14 protein-coding genes are annotated in these 17310 nt (G+C 63.5%); 6 read left to right on the top strand and 8 right to left on the bottom strand.

The features are described from left to right. Positions 1 to 204: 204 nt before the first annotated feature. Positions 205 to 801, bottom strand: coding sequence for an SGNH/GDSL hydrolase family protein (locus AC0GUR_RS13420; protein WP_472877992.1), 597 nt, complete (start codon positions 799 to 801; stop codon positions 205 to 207). Between the two features lie 8 nt (positions 802 to 809). Next, a complete protein-coding gene (locus AC0GUR_RS13415; RefSeq protein WP_472877991.1) occupies positions 810 to 2054 on the bottom strand; it encodes an aminotransferase class I/II-fold pyridoxal phosphate-dependent enzyme in 1245 nt (414 codons plus the stop codon). A gap of 140 nt (positions 2055 to 2194) precedes the next feature. Here AC0GUR_RS13415 and rsgA point away from each other — a divergent pair, with 140 nt between their 5' ends. The 6 genes from rsgA (at position 2195) to AC0GUR_RS13385 (ending at position 11500) form a co-directional block, all read left to right on the top strand. Next, entirely contained in the window at positions 2195 to 3250 is a 1056-nt protein-coding gene (gene rsgA, locus AC0GUR_RS13410) for a ribosome small subunit-dependent GTPase A (RefSeq protein ID WP_472877990.1), read from the top strand. Positions 3251 to 3515: 265 nt separating this feature from the next. Next, positions 3516 to 3995 carry a hypothetical protein gene (locus AC0GUR_RS13405; protein WP_472877989.1) on the top strand — a complete coding sequence of 160 codons (480 nt, stop codon included), beginning with the start codon at positions 3516 to 3518 and terminating at the stop codon, positions 3993 to 3995. Then, positions 3992 to 5266: a flavohemoglobin expression-modulating QEGLA motif protein gene (locus tag AC0GUR_RS13400; RefSeq protein ID WP_472877988.1), complete on the top strand. Its 1275-nt coding sequence runs from the start codon at positions 3992 to 3994 to the stop codon at positions 5264 to 5266. Before AC0GUR_RS13405 ends, AC0GUR_RS13400 begins: the two co-directional genes overlap by 4 nt. 238 nt (positions 5267 to 5504) lie before the next feature. Continuing rightward, positions 5505 to 7796 (top strand): NADP-dependent malic enzyme, encoded by a 2292-nt coding sequence (locus AC0GUR_RS13395; protein ID WP_472877987.1) that lies wholly within the window; start codon positions 5505 to 5507, stop codon positions 7794 to 7796. Between the two features lie 399 nt (positions 7797 to 8195). After that, complete coding sequence (gene aceE, locus AC0GUR_RS13390) at positions 8196 to 10889, top strand: pyruvate dehydrogenase (acetyl-transferring), homodimeric type (protein ID WP_472877986.1); 2694 nt, start codon at positions 8196 to 8198, stop codon at positions 10887 to 10889. An 86-nt stretch (positions 10890 to 10975) separates the two neighbouring features. Continuing rightward, the gene (locus AC0GUR_RS13385) at positions 10976 to 11500 is read left to right on the top strand and encodes a hypothetical protein (protein ID WP_472877985.1); all 525 of its coding nucleotides are present in this window, start codon (positions 10976 to 10978) and stop codon (positions 11498 to 11500) included. A 157-nt stretch (positions 11501 to 11657) separates the two neighbouring features. Here AC0GUR_RS13385 and AC0GUR_RS13380 read toward each other — a convergent pair whose 3' ends face one another. From AC0GUR_RS13380 to AC0GUR_RS13355, 6 genes are all read right to left on the bottom strand, one after another. Further along, positions 11658 to 11993: a hypothetical protein gene (locus AC0GUR_RS13380; protein ID WP_472877984.1), complete on the bottom strand. Its 336-nt coding sequence runs from the start codon at positions 11991 to 11993 to the stop codon at positions 11658 to 11660. A 93-nt stretch (positions 11994 to 12086) separates the two neighbouring features. After that, positions 12087 to 13286, bottom strand: a complete 1200-nt coding sequence (gene ubiM, locus AC0GUR_RS13375; protein ID WP_472877983.1) for a 5-demethoxyubiquinol-8 5-hydroxylase UbiM — start codon at positions 13284 to 13286, stop codon at positions 12087 to 12089. A gap of 94 nt (positions 13287 to 13380) precedes the next feature. After that, on the bottom strand, positions 13381 to 13977 hold the full coding sequence (locus tag AC0GUR_RS13370; RefSeq protein WP_472877982.1) for a hypothetical protein: 597 nt from the start codon (positions 13975 to 13977) through the stop codon (positions 13381 to 13383). Positions 13978 to 14024: 47 nt separating this feature from the next. Beyond that, positions 14025 to 14576, bottom strand: a complete 552-nt coding sequence (locus AC0GUR_RS13365; RefSeq protein WP_472877981.1) for a hypothetical protein — start codon at positions 14574 to 14576, stop codon at positions 14025 to 14027. A gap of 62 nt (positions 14577 to 14638) precedes the next feature. After that, positions 14639 to 15871, bottom strand: coding sequence for an MFS transporter (locus tag AC0GUR_RS13360; protein WP_472877980.1), 1233 nt, complete (start codon positions 15869 to 15871; stop codon positions 14639 to 14641). A gap of 108 nt (positions 15872 to 15979) precedes the next feature. After that, on the bottom strand, positions 15980 to 17194 hold the full coding sequence (locus AC0GUR_RS13355) for an acyltransferase family protein (protein WP_472877979.1): 1215 nt from the start codon (positions 17192 to 17194) through the stop codon (positions 15980 to 15982). Positions 17195 to 17310 lie beyond the last annotated feature (116 nt).

Genomic DNA, 17310 nt, shown 5'->3' with positions numbered 1-17310 from the left:
TGCCCGCGCTTCGTCACCGCTCGATGGCGGGAAGGTTGCAGAGTGGTTGCGGTGGCGACCTTGCAAGGCTCCCTGTAGGAGCGCACTTGTGCGCGACCGGTGACGCCGAATCGGTGGTTTTTGCAGGGGCATTCATCGCAAATGCAAATGCCTCAGTACGTTGCCATGCTGCGGTCGCGCACAAGTGCGCTCCTACAGAAGGCGTCAGCCGGCGAGCATCGCCTTCGTCGTCGGCAACGCCGCCTCCATCCACAACGTGTACTGCTCAGCCGACGGATGCAAGCCATCCTCGGCCAACAGCGCAGGGTGGTTCCGCGATAAGTCGGTGATATCCACCCAATGCGACCCACACTTCACCGCTTCCTCTCGGGCGATGGCGTTGTACACATCCAGCTCGTGCGCGATGCGTTCAACGTTGCGACCGCTGCCATGCGCAAACGGCGTGACACCCCAATCGGGGATCGATAGCACCAGCACGCGTCCCGTCCGCTGGCCAGCTAGGGTTATCGCGCGTTCGAGCATGCGGCGGAACTCGTCCCGGTAGTCATCGGCGCTGCGCCCGCGATACTGGTTGTTCACGCCGATCAACAGACTCACCAGGTCATAAGGCGGTGTGAACACGGTGGCGTCCATCGCGGCGGACAGCTCGTCGGTGGTCCAGCCGGTGGTGGCGACGATCATGGGATCGTCAATCACCACGCCTTCGCCACGTAGCTTTACCGCCAATTGCATCGGCCAGCGCCCAGATTCAGGCACGGCTTCGCCGATCGTGTACGAGTCGCCCAGAGCGAGGTAGCGCATGGTGGGCCTCAGGCGACGGCAGCGGCGCGCGGTTTTTGCCTGGCCGCCATGCCGACAAGTACGCGTTCGATGCGTTCGAACACTTCGCGCAGCTGATCCGGTGGCGGCAGCAGGGTCAGGCGCAGGTGGCGGCTGTGGGGCACGTTGAAGCTGCTGCCGGGTACGACCAGCACCGATTCTTCTTCCAGCAAGCGCAGCGCAAAGGCGTTGTCGTCGAAATCGGCGAGGCGGTCGGCGCGTACGCGCGGGAAGGCGTATAGCGCGCCCGCAGGCGACACGATGTCGAGCAACTGGCTGGCCGCCACGCCTTCCAGCACGGCGCGGCGGGCTTCATGCAGGCGGCCACCTGGGGTGGTCAGCGTGTGGATGGTGGGCGCGCTTTGCAGGGCCGGGCGCACCGCCCATTGTGCGGTGACGTTGGCGCACAGCCGCAGAGCGGCGAGCAATTGCAGCGCGTCGCGGTAGTCGGTCGTGCGCGAGGGGGCGCCGGAGAGGCTCATCCAGCCCACGCGGTAGCCGCAGGCGCGATGCACTTTGCTCAGGCCACCGAAGCTCACGCAGGGTACGTCACCGGCGATGGCGGCGAGTGGCTGGAAGGTGGTGCCGTCGTAGAGGATCTCGTCGTAGATCTCGTCGCTGAGCAGCAGCAGTTGGTGCTTCGCGGCGATGGCCACGATGCGCTCCAGCAGCTCGCGCGGGTACACCGCGCCGGTCGGGTTGTTCGGGTTGATCAGCACCAGTGCCCGGGTACGCGGCGTCACCAGTGCTTCAATTTCATCCGGATCGGGCAGGTGGCCGTTTTCCGCCAGGCATCGGTAGTAGCGCGGCTTGCCGTCATTGAGGATGGTGGCCGCGCTCCACAGCGGGTAGTCCGGACTGGGCAGCAGCACTTCGTCGCCGGGCTGCAGCAAGGCGCGCAGGCTCAGGTCGATGAGTTCGCTGACCCCATTGCCGACGAAGACGCGCTCCACTTCCACGCCATGCGCGCCGCGATGGCGCTGCTGGGCGGCGATGGCCTCGCGTGCTTCCTCCAGGCCCTGCTCGTGGCCGTAGGCCTCGCTATCGTGCAGGTGGCGGGCAATCGCCTCGCGGAGGTGGGCGGGGGTTTCAAAGCCGTAGCGGCCGGGATTGCCAATGTTGAGCTTGATAATGGGGAGGCCTGCGGCCTCCAGCTCGCGCGATCGCCGGGTCAGCGCACCACGGATTTCGTAGCGCACGTCCGCCAGGTGCGCACTGGGTTTGATCGAGGCCAACGCGGGCGTCCCTTGTTCTTGGAGTTGTTGCGGCGCAAGAAAATCGCCGTTTTCTGGATCCTAGCAGCGTCCGGGCCCGGAATGGGAGCCAAAAAGGGCGTCGTATCGGCGTTTTCGAAGGCAAGGCATAATCGGCCCCCATGACGGACGTCCAGACCATTGAGCGACTGCGCCGGATCGGTTGGCGTGGCGATACCCTGCCGACCGACGGCAAGCAGTTGGCACGCGTAGTGGCGCAGCATCGCGCTGGCTATGAATTGCATGATGGCGAGCATCTGTTCGGTGCCCAGCCGGCCGGCCATTTCCTCAAGCGCAGCCTGGACCCGGCCGAGCGGCCGTCGGTCGGCGACTTCGTGGAAATCGAGCTGGGCAAGCCGCCACATATCGTGAAGGTGCAGCCGCGCCGCACCGTGCTCTCGCGAGCGGCGGCCGGCGAGCGCTACGAGCGCCAGATCATCGCCACCAACATCGACTATGTGCTGGTGCTCACCGGCTTGGATGGCGACTTCAATCCCGCCCGCATCGAGCGCTATCTCTCGCTGACCGAAGGCTCCGGGGCCCAGCCTGTGGTGCTGCTGAGCAAGCTGGATACCCGCGATGACGCCGACGAGCTGCTCGCCGCATTGCGAGCACGTCTGCCGGCCGGGACTCCGGTCCACGCCATCAACGGCAAAGACCCGGCCAGCATCGCGGTGTTGCTGCCTTATCTGCAGCCCGGGGATAGCGCGGTGCTGGTGGGGTCATCCGGCGCCGGCAAATCCACCTTGACCAATACGCTGCTGGGTACTGAGAAGATGGCCACGGGCGAGGTACGTGGCCACGACAGCCGCGGTCGCCACACCACCACCCATCGCGCCTTGCTGCAATTGCCCAGCGGCGGCTGCCTGATCGACACGCCAGGCATGCGCGAGCTCAAGCTCACCGGCGAAGAGAATCTCGACCTGTTCGCCGACATCGACGAACTGGCCGAGCAGTGCCGGTTTGCCGACTGCGGCCACGGCAGCGAGCCGGGCTGCGCCGTACAGGCAGCGCTCGATAGCGGTGACCTGTCCGCGGAGCGTTGGCGTAACTATTTGAAATTGCGGGATGAGCGCGAAGAACAGGCGACCACACTGGAAGCCAAGCTGCGCCGCCAGCGGGGTGGCAGGCCGGCAGCGAAGCCGCATGCCAATCGCCATACGCGCGATCGGGATTAGTGGGTGGCCCGAGTTGTCATTGGGCGTTTCCAGGAAGCGCCCGCGCACAGTTTCCGTATCCATACTAGTCACCTCACCGTCATCCCCGCGAAGGCGGGGATCCAGTGCCTTTCGGTACTCCCTGACGCTCAAAAGGCACTGGATCCCCGCCTTCGCGGGGATGACGGTGAGGGAATGGATGCCGGCGCGCTATTAGGGGTACAGCGCAGACTTTGAAACCATTCCAACGCGCTACTATCGGGGCGTCACATTCTGGGGTGTTGGCATGCAGCGGCTTTCGTCGCCTTCTACGTTCTTATACAAGCGGGTGTTTCCGCTGTTCTGGTTCGGCATACTTGGCGTCTCCCTGTTCGTCGCCGCTGGCGTAGTCGCTGACACCAGGCGACCTGATACATGGCCGGCCCTGTTGGCGCCATTGTTCATGGCTGTGATTGGCTTTGTGCTGTTCAAGCGTCTGCTTGCTGATCTGGTCGATGAGGTTTGGCTTGATGGCAATCAGCTGGTGGTGAAAAGTGGTGGCGAGCAGTCGCGCTTGGCGCTCGGCGACATCATCAACGTCAACGCATCGACCATGACCAATCCGCCACGCATCACCTTGATGCTGCGCAATGAATCATCGCGTTTCGGCAAGAATCTGAGTTTCATTCCTGCAGGTCCGCGTAGCTTCCTCGGCGCATTCAAACCTAACCCGGTCGCGGTCGATCTGATCCGGCGCATCGACGCCCTGCGACAGAGGCCGGTATGAGTACGAATGGCACCCCTGTTGCCCCCGAACTTCAGCGCTACGCAGATCTCGACCAGCGTCTGCTGGCGGCCGTGAAGGGTATTCGCATTCTCGGCACCGTGGGATGGCCCGCCTCACTCGAAGATCGCATGATCGAGGCTTACGCCAAGGGGCAATTCACCTTGCCCAAGGTCGAGTATCAAAAGCCGGATTTCTCCGCCGAACGCGCCGAGCTGGCCGCCATCGAGCGCGAAGCCGGCTACGACGATCCGCTGGGTGAATACCTGTGCCGTACTGCCGAATCGTGGCGTATTGCGGCGGAAATGCTTGAGGCAGTGGGTACCGAGAACGTCACCGCCCCGTCCATCGTGCTCTATGGCCGTCCCGGTGATGTGATCCCCGGCAGCGATCGCAGCAATCTTGATGCCGCCCGCTATTTCGTCGAGCTATCCGACGAGCTCGGCTCGGATCTGATCGATGACGACGTGAATGTGGCGATTTCCGCCGACGAACTGCGCGCTGACCTGAGCAAAACGCTCGACGCATTCTTTGGCGAACAGATCATTTCCGTGGAAGTGGATCCCGAGCTGACCGCCAAGGCGGCTGCAGGCGCGACGCGCATCCGCCTGCGTGGCGGCACACGCTTCACCGACTACGACCGCCACCAGTTGCTGGCCCATGAAGCGCTAGTGCACTCGCTCACCGCACTCAATGGCCGTGCGCAGCCCGTGCTTGCATCACTGGGGCGCACGTCGCCGCGTGTCACGGCTACGCAGGAAGGGCTGGCTGTGTTTGCGGAACTGATGTCGGGCGCCATTGATATCTCCCGCCTCAAACGCATCAGCCTGCGCATTCTCGCCATCGACATGGCGCTCAGCGGTGCGGACTTCGTCGAGGTCTATCAGTTCTTCAGCAACTGCGGGCAAAGCCCGGCCGACAGCTTCCACTCGGCCCAGCGCGTGTTTCGTGGCGTGCCGTTGACGGGGGGCGCGGCATTCGCCAAGGACAACGTGTACCTGTCCGGCCTGCTGGCGGTGCATACATTCTTCCGCTGGGCCTTGCGTCAGCGGCGCATGGACATGTTGCGGCATTTGTTTGCGGGCAAGCTGGCGCTGCACGACGTCATCAGCCTGCAACCGCATTTCGAATCCGGCGCCATCGCACCGGCGCGCTGGCTGCCGCCGTGGATGCAACACGTACACGGACTGGCTGGCAAGCTGGCTTTCTCCTTGTTCGTCAACCGCATTCACATGGGCAAGGTGCAAGCGGAAACGCTGTCGCTGAGTCTTTGAACAGGTTTTTTGTAGGAGCGCACTTGTGCGCGACAAGCGGGTACTGAGGTGCAAGGTGCTCTGCGGTCGCGCACAAGTGCGCTCCTACCGTAAGGTCCTTTGTTGCATACCAGTGGTTTGAATGTTCTTGCCACCATGCTGCACCGCACGGTCTGGAGTGAGGTGTCGCCGGTGATACCATTGCCCGATACCGCCGTTGCGGCCCCCGATTCCCCATCACATTCGATCTCGCTATCCCATGTCCCTTTCCGAAGAATTGCGCCTCGCTGCTCTCGAGTACCACCGCCTTCCGCGCCCCGGCAAGATCAAGGTCGCCGCGACCAAGCCGATGGTCACCCAGCGCGATCTGGCTCTGGCGTACTCGCCAGGCGTGGCCTATGCCTGCGAAGCGATCGTCGAAGACGCCAACGCCGCCAGTGAAATGACCGCACGCGGCAACCTGGTCGCCGTGATCACCAACGGCACCGCCGTGCTAGGCCTGGGCGACATCGGCCCGCTGGCCGGCAAGCCTGTGATGGAAGGCAAGGGCGTGCTGTTTCAGAAGTTCGCCGGCATCGATGTGTTCGACATCGAAATCAACGAGCGCGACCCCGACAAGCTGGTCGACATCATCGCCTCGCTGGAGCCGACCTTCGGTGGTATCAACCTCGAAGACATCAAGGCACCGGAGTGCTTCATCGTTGAGCGCAAGTTGCGCGAGCGCATGAAGATCCCCGTGTTCCACGACGACCAGCATGGCACCGCCATCATCGTTGGCGCGGCTGTGATCAATGCACTGGAAGTGGTGGGCAAGAAGATCGAGGACGTGAAGATCGCCACCACCGGCGTCGGCGCGGCGGGCATCGCGTGCCTGGACATGCTGGTGGCGCTGGGCGTGAAGCCCGAGCACATCCTTGCTTACGACCGCGAGGGCGTGCTGTACACCGGTCGCGACCACATGGATCCAGACAAGCAGCGCTACGCCCGCAACACCGACAAGCGCACGCTGGCCGACATCGTGAATGGCGCGGACGTGTTCCTGGGCCTTTCCGCCGGCGGCATCCTCAAGCCGGAGATGGTTGCCACCATGGCCGACAAGCCGGTCATCCTGGCACTGGCCAACCCGAACCCCGAGATTTCCCCGGCTGACGCCAAGAAGGTGCGCCCGGATTGCATCGTGGCCACCGGCCGTTCGGATTACCCGAACCAGGTCAACAACGCGCTGTGCTTCCCGTACATCTTCCGTGGCGCGCTGGACGTGGGCGCCACTGGCATCAACGAAGCCATGAAGCTGGCCTGCGTGCGCGCCATTGCAGCGATCGCGCGCATGGAAGCGGGTGACCTGGCCGGCGCCTACGGCGGCGACGTGCCGACCTTTGGTCCGGAGTACCTCATTCCGCGTCCGTTCGACCCGCGTCTGCTGGTCATGCTGGCGTCCGCCGTGGCGCAGGCCGCGATGGATTCCGGCGTCGCCACGCGTCCCATCGAAGACATGGAGGCGTACAAGGAGAAGCTCGGCCAGTTCATCTATCGCACTGGCCTGTTGATGAAGCCGGTGTACGAGCGCGCGCGCGCCGACATCAAGCGCGTGGTCTACGCCGAAGGCGAAGAAGAGACCGTGCTGCGCGCGGTGCAGACGGTGATCGACGAGCACCTGGCGTTCCCGATCCTGATCGGTCGCCCGGACGTCATCGAAGCGCGCATCCAACGCCTTGGCCTGCGCATGCGCGAAGGCGTGGATTTCGAGCTCACCAACATCAATGATGATCCGCGCTTCAACGAGTACTGGCAGCAGTACCACGCGCTGACCGAGCGCCGTGGCGTGAGCCCGGCCGCAGCCAAGAACCTGATGCGCTCGCGTCCCACCCTGATCGCCTCGATCATGGTCGAGCGAGGTGAGGCCGACGCGATGATCTGCGGCCTGGTCGGTCGCTTCCACAAGAAGCTTGGCTACATGCGCAGCGTGTTCGGCCTTGATCCGGGCGTGTCGTGCACCTCTGCCATGACCGGCGTGATCAACGATCAGGGTGCGTGGTTCTTCCTCGATACGCATGTGCAGGTGGACCCCACCGCCGAGCAGATCGCCGAAGCCACCCTGCAGGCCTCCTACCGTCTGAAGCTGTTCGGTATCGAGCCGAAGATTGCGCTGCTGTCGCACTCCAACTTCGGCAGCCACGACAACCCGAGCGCGGCCAAGATGCGCAAGGTGTGGCAGATCCTCAAGCAGCACTCGCCCAAGCTCAACATGGACGGCGAAATGCAGGCCGACACGGCATGGGATGAAGCATTGCGCCAGCGCTTGTTCCCGAATACCACGTTGACCGGTCGCGCCAACCTGTTTGTGATGCCCAACCTCGATGCAGCCAACATCACCTACAACATCGTGCGCGTGATGACGGACGGTGTGGCGATTGGCCCGATCCTGATGGGCATCAACAAGCCCGCGCACATCATGACCCCGGCGGCGACGCCGCGTCGTGTGGTGAACATGACGGCGATTGCGGCCGTGGATGCGCAGATTCGTCAGGCGCAGGGTGAGCGTCGCAGCTGAGCTTCTGACGTTATAAGGTGTTTGAGAACGGGGCCTTAGCGGCCCCGTTTTCTTTTTGGCGGGCATCATGCCGTTTGTAGGAGCGCACTTGTGCGCGACCGCAGAGGCGGGGCTTGCCCCGGTGGATGGTGGTGCGACCCGTGCGCCGGGTAACTGCGTGGCGCCTTGGTCGCGCACAAGTGCGCTCCTACAGAAAAGCGTTTGGCCTGGCCAAAGGTCCGGCCGGCTGTCATCCATGCAGCGCCAAACCACCATGATCTCCATTCGCCGCCGTATTGCCTCGATCCAATTGGCGAAAAACCCCGCCGGAGCTACACTCCGACGGTTCCCCGCCTCTCACGCCGAGGCGATTCACCTACAGCCGCGCCAACCCCATGGCGCCGCGGAGAGAAGCTCCCCATGGATCAGCTCGACGACATCCTCCAGCAGGACCTCGACCCCACCGAAACCCAGGAATGGGTCGAATCGCTTGATGCAGTCATCAACCACGACGGCACCGAGCGCGCGCATTTCCTGTTGGAGAAAATGGTCGACTCGACGCGTCGTGCGGGCGGCTATCTGCCGTTCAACCCGACCACCGAATACGTCAACACCATTTCGCCGGGCAACGAGGCGAAGTCGCCGGGCGATGCGGCCATGGAATGGCGTATCCGTACGCTGATCCGCTGGAACGCCATGGCGATGGTGGTGCGTGCCAACCGCAAGCCGGGCGAGCTGGGTGGCCACATCGCCAGCTTCGCGTCGTCCGCCACGCTGTATGACGTGGGCTTCAACCATTTCTGGCGCGCGCCGAGTGCCGATCATCCGGGTGACCTGGTGTTCCACCAGGGCCACTCCAGCCCGGGTATCTATGCGCGTTCCTTCCTCGAAGGCCGCATCAGCGAAGAACAGCTTGATCTGTTCCGCATGGAAGTGGCTGGTCACGGCCGCGGCCTGTCCTCGTACCCGCACCCCTGGCTGATGCCGGACTACTGGCAGGTGCCGACGGTGTCGATGGGTCTGGGCCCAATCCAGGCCATCTACCAGGCGCAGTTCTGGAAGTACCTGGAACACCGCGGCCTGATGCCGAAGACCGACCGCAAGATCTGGTGCTTCATGGGCGACGGCGAAACCGACGAGCCCGAGTCGCTCGGCGCCATCTCGCTGGCCGGCCGCGAAGGCCTGGACAACCTGGTGTTCGTGATTAACGCCAACCTGCAGCGCCTGGACGGTCCGGTGCGCGGTAACGGCAAGATCATCCAGGAACTGGAAGGCGTGTTCCGTGGCGCCGGCTGGAATGCCATCAAGGTGGTCTGGGGCAGCTACTGGGATCCGCTCCTCGCCCGCGACACCAGGGGCGTGCTGCGCAAGCTGATGATGGAAACCGTCGACGGCGAGTACCAGGCATGCAAGGCCTTCGGCGGCGCGTACACGCGCGAGCATTTCTTCGGCAAGTATCCGGAGACGCGCGAGATGGTGGCCAACCTGTCCGACGACGACATCTGGCGCCTGAACCGTGGTGGCCACGATCCGCACAAGGTGTACGCGGCGTATGACCAGGCTACGAAGACCAAGGGCATGCCCACGGTGATCCTGGCCAAGACCGTGAAGGGCTACGGCATGGGCGCGGCCGGCGAGTCGCAGAACCCGACGCACCAGCAGAAGAAGCTGGACGCGGACGCCGTGCGCCACTTCCGCGACCGTTTCAACATTCCGGTGACTGACGACAAGCTCGCCGACGTGCCGTACTTCCACCCGGGCAAGAACTCGCCGGAAGTGGAATACATGATGGAGCGTCGCCGCGCGCTGGGCGGTTTCCTGCCGCAGCGTCGTCGTCACTCTGATGCGAAGCTCAAGACCCCGGAACTCCCGGCGTTCGAGCAGATCACCAAGGGCACCGGCGAGCGCGAAATCTCCACCACCATGGCGCTGGTGCGCGGCATGAACCTGCTGTTGCGCGACAAGCAGATTGGCGAGCGCATCGTGCCGATCGTGGCCGACGAAGCGCGCACCTTCGGCATGGAAGGCATGTTCCGCCAAATCGGCATCTACGCGCCGTTCGGCCAGAAGTACCGTCCGCAGGACGCCGACCAGCTGCTGTACTACCGCGAAGACCAGAAGGGTCAGGTGCTGCAGGAAGGCATTTCCGAGGCCGGCGGTATGGCCGCCTGGATGGCTGCAGCCACCAGCTACAGCATCAGCAACCAGGCGATGCTGCCGTTCTTCATCTACTACTCGATGTTCGGCTTCCAGCGCATTGGCGATCTGGCCTGGGCGGCGGGCGACATGCGCGCACGCGGCTTCCTGATCGGCGGTACCGCGGGCCGCACCACGCTCAACGGCGAAGGTCTGCAGCACGAAGACGGCAGCTCGCACCTGATGTCCGGTGCGATTCCGAACGTGAAGTCGTATGACCCGACGTTCTCGTACGAAGTCGCGGTGATCCTGCAGGACGGCACCCGCCGCATGGTGCAGGAGCAGGAAGATGTGTACTACTACATCACCGTGATGAACGAGAACTACAGCCACCCCGATCTGCCGCAGGGCGTCGAGGACGGCATCATCAAGGGCATGTACCTGTTCAAGGACGCCGGCAAGCCGAAGAAGGGCGAGCCGCGCGTGCAGCTGTTGGGTTCGGGCACCATCCTGCGCGAAGTCATCGCCGCCGCCGAGCTGCTGGAGAAGGATTTCGGCGTCACCGCCGACATCTGGTCCTGCCCAAGCTTCGTCGAGCTGCGCCGTGACGGTTTCGACGCCGAGCGCTGGAACCGCCTGCATCCGGAATCCGAGCAGCGCGTGGCGTACGTCACCGGCTTGCTGCAGGGCCGTCAGGGTCCGGCTGTGGCTGCCACTGACTATGTGCGCGAGTACGCCGACCAGGTCCGCGCTTTCATGCCGGACGGCATGCGTTACACGGTGCTTGGCACGGACGGCTTCGGCCGTTCGGATACGCGCGAACACCTGCGTGGCTTCTTCGAGGTTGACCGTTACTGGATCGCCCACGCCGCTCTTGCCGCGCTGGCGAAGGACGGCAAGGTCAATGCCAAGGACGTGGCTCGCGCCATCAAGACCTACAAGCTCGATCCGGACAAGCCGAATCCGCTGACGGTCTGATAGCATCGGACGCAAGAAGAAAGCCCGCCTCACGGCGGGCTTTTTTTTGGGGGTAGTGCACTCAACGCCAATCAGGGGGAAGAGAGATGTACTCGAAAGCGGACTATCTGAAGAACTTTCAGCACGTCGACAGCGATGAGCTGCTCGACCGGCTGGCGCGCAGCGAACTCACGCAGGAAGCGCGTGGAGCTATCCGGCAGATATTGATCGAGCGGGGATGCAGGATTCCGGACGTCCAGGTGGCTGATATCAGCGACCAAGTGGTGCTGGCGCACGCCTTGGCCATACGGAACGGTGCTTGCCCAGTGTGCAGGGGTAGCCACTCCGCTGTGGATTATCGAACGGAGCATTGGGTCTGGTCGGCGATACTGCTGACCCGCTACGGGCAGCGCTCGGTGCTTGCGTGTCGTGACTGCGGGCGCAAGCGTAGCCTCAAGGCGCTTGGGATGTGCACGTTGCTGGGATGGTGGGGTATCCCTTTCGGGTTGTTGATTACCCCGTACAAGATCATCGCCAATGTCGTTGAAATGCTGCGCAAGGATCGAGCCGAGCCGTCGAACGCTTTAAGGAATCGCGTTCGTGCGCATCTGGCGGCTTCGGCAAGGCCTTAGAGGTGCTACAAAACGCTCTCGGTCCCCACGCTCGTCATTCCGGCTTGCGCCGGAATGACAAGCGTGGGCTTTGACACGTTGTGTTAGTGGTTCTTGGTAAGCACGCAAGAAAAACCCGCCAATCGGCGGGTTCTTCTTCAGTGGAATCGGCCTGGACTCAATCCTCATCCTGCCCGCGCAACAAATGGCGCAGCAGGAAGAACGCGCCAACGGTGCCGGCAATGATCGCGGTGGTCGCTACCGGGTGACGCGACACGTGGCGGCGCAGCCGACGGTACTGGTAATTCGCCTCGTCGGCGAAATCCTCGGCGGCATGGCCAAGCCGGCGTGCATATGCATTTCGTGTATGCCCAAAACGGCGGCTGGCCTGGCGGCCGCGCTCGATCAGGTCGTCGGTCCGGTCGGCCGCTTCACTGGCGTAGTGGCGCACACGGTCGCCCACCCGCTCGCGGACGCCGTTGATGCCGTTCTCGATGTCGTAAGACCTGCCCATGGCGTCCTCCTAACAGTGTTGAAGCCGCACAGCGCCGAAACTGCACGGTGCCAGTGCTGGCGTGAGCGATGCGTAAATACCCGCTCGCACTGTTCATCGAGACACGACGGGTACCGGCCCACGCCCACTGGAGGAGAGCATGCGCGCCAGCGCGACGCGGAACGGCGGCGCGGCCTGGCTGGCCTGCAACAGGGCGCTACGTGCCAGCCGGGCTGGCAGCCGGTCATTGGTGTAGAGCTTCACGATGGCCAGCGTGGCCAGATAGAGCGGTCGTGTCGCCAGCCGGTGCGCACGCTGATAACGCAACAGCATGCTGGGCGAAGCGATGTCCTTGCCGGCCGAATGGGCGCGGCGTATCTCGCTGGCCAAGGACGCGACACTCATCAGGCCAAGATTGAAGCCGTGCGCGGTGACCGGGTGCATGCCCACGGCGGCGTCGCCAATCAATGCAAACCGGGGTGCGATGAATCGTTGTGCGTAGACACCCACCAGGGGGTAGCTATGCCGTGTGCTGGTCAGGCGCATCTGGCCGAAACGGCCGTCGAAGCGGCGCCGCATGTCTTCGTTGAAAGCCACGTCGTCCAGGGCCATCACTGCTTTCATTTCCTGGCCCGGCAGGGTGAGCACGACGGACGCCTCGCCATTGTGCAATGGCAGCAGCGCCAGGGTCTGGCCGTGGTCGAACCATTCCAGCGCTTCGTTGTTGTGCGCGCGCTCCAGTCCCATGCGGCAGACCAGCATGGTCTTGCCAAAGTCGTGCATGTCGGCCGGGATGCCGACATCGCGGCGCAGCTGCGAGAAGCGGCTGTCGGCGGCAACCACCAGTCGCGCCGATACCGTGGTGCCGTTGGATAGCTGCAACTGGGTCGAGCCATCATCGAGCATGATGCTGGTCACCGACGTGTTGCTTACCAGAGTGATGTGCGGCTCGTGCTCGATGCAGGCATAGGCTGCGCGACGGATACGATCGTTGGGCACGAGGAAACCCAGCTCGGTATCGCCCGTGCCGCTGGGCACCACGCTGAGTCCGCGCGTGGAGCTGCCATTGAGTACGCGTGCACTGAGTAGCGGCGACACATCGGCTGGCCCCAACTTTTCCCATAACCCAAGCTCACGCATGGTGCGCACGGAACGCTTGGTGAGGGCGATCTCGCGACCGTCGAAGGCCGGTTCACGAATGGCCTCCAACGGTTGCTGCTCGATCAGGAGAATGCTGAGGCCCGTGTTCGCCAGTGACTTGGCAAAGCACAGGCCGGCAGGGCCAGCGCCGACGATGGCGATATCCACGTTCATAGCATGCGTCTGCACCAGGGGAGTTGGTGCATGCTATCCCTCGCTATGCGCAGGCGTTTGACGCGCATCAAAGAACCGCGACCTTCAGTAGGCTCTATGGGCGAACTGTGGCGAACTCCTCACGAACAGAGGCGCGCGAAAGTCGCCAGGCGATCCAGCCGAACACCACGGCCAGCAGAACAGGCCTGATGATGGCTTCGATCTGCTGGAACGCCATGACCCGTTGCATCCAGGCCATGAAGGCGGGTGGCATCTGGGCCGGAAAGTTTGACTGCATCGCCTGCTGCAACGCGGGTTGCATATAGAACGCGCTGGCCATGGCGAAACCCTGAAACGCGATGTCCAGCACCATCAGCACGATAAAGCTGCGGCGAGCCCAGGGCTTGCGCCATAACAGGCCGATCGCGCAGATCAGATGCAAGGCTGCCCAGGCGGCGCCCATGAGCAACAGCTGCCCTTCATGGGCATAAACCCAGGGCCACGGCGATGGCAAACGCTCCATCGCTTGCGCCATGTGGGCGTACGGCGCGCCAAAGGGCGTCGTGCCGTGTTCCATGGATCGTTGCGCTGCCGTCATCATCAGTGAAAGCAGCAGACAGAACAGCGTGGCGAGTGCTCCAAGCCCGATGAAGGCCCAGCTCAGGGCGGTCACGAACATGGAGTGCGTGCGGCCGGTTGCATCGGTAGACATGGGGTTCCTTCCTGGTTGTCCGGGTCAGATGCGTCGCGTCTTACGGACTATGGACGGCCAAACTCCTGACGCACGGCGGGCAGGCGAAGACGATAGATCAGCCATCCAAACAAGCTACTGAGGCCTAGCGCCAGCAGCACGCCAAACACGCGCATCACCGTCATCATCGTCGCCATGCCCCTGGCGAAATCTGCCGGGGCATTCGGTGGCGAGACCATGATGTCCTGCATGGTGTGGAACACCCACCACTGCACAGCCAATCCGCCCAATTGGTAGACGATGGCGAATGCCATCAATGCGATGAACAACTGCCGTGCCCAGTTCTTCCGCCGCAGCAAGCCGACCGCCGCCGTGAGCATAAACAGGGCGAGCAGCAGAAAGGCGCGGAAGAACCAGGCGATGTGCGCCGTCAAAAAGGCGAATGAAGCCGGCATGCCCGCTGGCGGCGACTGGGTGGCTGCCTGTGTCAGAGCCGGTTGGAAAACCAGCTCAAGCATGATGTTCTGCAGCAGGCTGATCAGGCAGGCGAAGCCGGCGATGCCGATGAAAATCCAGGCAAGCACGGTCACGAACGTCGAGCGAACCGGTGGTACTGACATGGTTTTCCCCTGAGTGTTGCCCGGACCGCGAAGGCGGGCAGGACCACTATAGCGGGTACTGGTCAGAGCGCGTGCAGTCGCTGGCGTCGGCGCAAGGCAGGGAACATGGCCATCCATAGCCCAACCACGACCAGGGTGCCGACGCCGCCGATCAGCGTTGCATTCACCACGCCCACCCACGCAGCCAGCAGGCCGGATTCGAATTCGCCGAGCTGATTGGAAGTGTTGATGAAGATGGCATTGACTGCACTGACGCGGCCGCGCATGTCGTCCGGCGTATCCAACTGCACCAGAGCGCCGCGGATCACCATGCTCACCATGTCGAACGCACCGAGCGCAAACAGTGCCGCCAACGACAGCCACAGGGTGGTGGAGACGGCGAACACCAGCGTGCCTACGCCGAAGCCAGCCACCGATGCGAACATGATCACACCCACGCGCCGTTCCATGTTGTGCCGGGTCAGCCACAACGACATCAACAGTGCACCGACGGCGGGCGCAGCGCGCAACAAGCCGAGCCCCCACGGTCCGGTATGCAGGATGTCCTTGGCAAAGATCGGCAACAGTGCCGTGGCACCGCCCAACAGCACCGCGAACAGGTCGAGCGAGATGACGCCGAGTACATCCGGCCGTCGCCGGATGAAATGCACGCCGGCAAACAGCGTCTTGAGGGTGGCCGGTTCGCGGCGAGGCTGCGCTTGTTCGTAGCGCAGATGACCCATCAGGATCGCAGCAACCAGATAGAGCAGCGCACACACTACGTACACCGTGCCCGGGCCCGCCACGTAGAGCAGGCCACCTACGGCCGGCCCCATGATCATGGCGGCTTGTCCGGCCGAACCGCTGGCGGCCATCGCACGGGGAAGCACCGAGGTAGGTACCAGCGCGGGCAGCATGGATTGCAGCGCCGGAAACTCGAAAGCTTTGGCCACGCTGATCAGCAGCACCAGGCCGAGAATGTGTGCCTCGTGCGCCAGATGCATCAGGGTGATCGTTGCCAGTGCGGCAATGGCCAGCATGTCCACGATCTGACCCAGCATCACGATGCGACGGCGCTCGAACTGGTCAGCGATATGTCCGGCGGGTAGCGCCAGCAGTACCGATGGAAAGAACTGCACCAGCCCGATCAGGCCGAGGTCCAGCGCCCGCCCGGTGATGGCGTAGATCTGCCAGCCCACCGCCACGGACAACATCTGGAAGCCGAAGCCCGAACAAATGCGGGCAAACCAGAACTGCACGAATGCGGGGTGCGAGCGCAGCAAGTCGGAAGAAGCTTGCGCGGGAGAGGAGGGCATGGGGCATCCTTGCGGGAATACCCCATTATCGACAGCTCAAGCGTCCCGGCAAAGCGGCATGTCATGCATGACGGGCAGCGGGAACCGACATCCCGCTGCCCGTGATCGTCACGCGCGCTGCGTTTGTGCGATGAGCGACGATTCTTGTCGTGCCGCGCGCGGCTTGGCATCCAGCCCGAACAAGGGGCGTAGCCAGCCGGTGCGACGAATCACGACTTCGTGCAGCACCGCGCAACCGCCCACTGTGCCCAGCAACACCAGCGAGGGTTCCAGTACGGGACCGAGCTTCAGCGGCAGCAGCCAGTAGGCCACCGCCAGCATCACGCTCTGATGCAGGATGTACCAGGGGAACACTGCTTCGCGTGCGTACGGCAACCAGCGGAACGGGTGGTTGAGGTGCTGGTGGCCCCAGCCAAGAACGGCGGCAATGGCGCTCCACATGTAAAGGAAGTGCAGCGCACGCATGCCCAGGTGGTACTCGGTCATCGTTGCAGCTGACAGGTCGAGGAAGCCGTGTAGTCGGTCCATCAGCACGAAGGTGGCAAAACAGACCAACGCCATACTCAGTGAGCGGCGGCGCAGCTGCGCCAGCTCGGTCCACAAGGCGGTACGGGTACCGATGACATAGCCGTAGAGGAACATCGTGGCGTAGCTGGCATGGTTGTACCAGTCGTTGACCATGGCATGGCTCGAGGGGAAGCGCGCCGCGAGCCACAGGTTGTAAGCGAACAGGGGCAGGGCCGGCAGCACCAGCAACGGCCAGCCACGCAGGCGATGGACGGCGGCGATGGCGCGCTGCCCCCACTTCGACTCCAGCGCCGGCAACAGCACGATCAACAGCATCGTGTAGAGCCAGACGTATACCAGGTACCACAGGTGGTTCCAGGTGAACCCGTACTGCCAGCCGTCGAAGGCACCGGCGGGCCAGGGGCCGCCTGTCCAGTAGCGCAGCAGGAAGTGGCCGAAGCCCGGCTGCACCAGCCCGTTGTCCACGCCTTGCACATAGGGCTGAATCGGGATGACCACGGCCATGCCGAACAGCAGCGGTAGCAGCAGCCGTGAGGTGCGCTTCCATGCCAGTGTGGGCAGGCTCAGGCGTCCACGCAGGAAGTGCACGGCCATACCGGAGATCAGGAACAAGAGATCCATGCGCCAGAAGCTGGAGGCGAGCATGGCGTACTCCATCCAGTTGGCGATGTAATTGCTCTTGAGATGGAACTTCCAGTCGTCGGCTGGCCCTACGTAGAGCATGCCCAGGTGGTAGACAATCAGCAGGCCGAAGGCCAGGACGCGTAGCGCGTCGATGTCGTGGCGGCGGTTCATGAACGGAACTCCGTGGTCGGGATGCCGCGCATGCTGCGCCGCCGTCCGCCGGTCGTCTGCCGCTAAGTGACTGATCGACCGCAAGTAGGGACGAGCGGTTGGAGATAAGGGACGAA

The organism is Dyella sp. PARNA 12/25 (genome assembly GCF_055702865.1).
The sequence above is the reverse complement of the archived record's forward strand: the minus strand, read 5'-3'. Positions and strand labels throughout refer to the sequence as shown.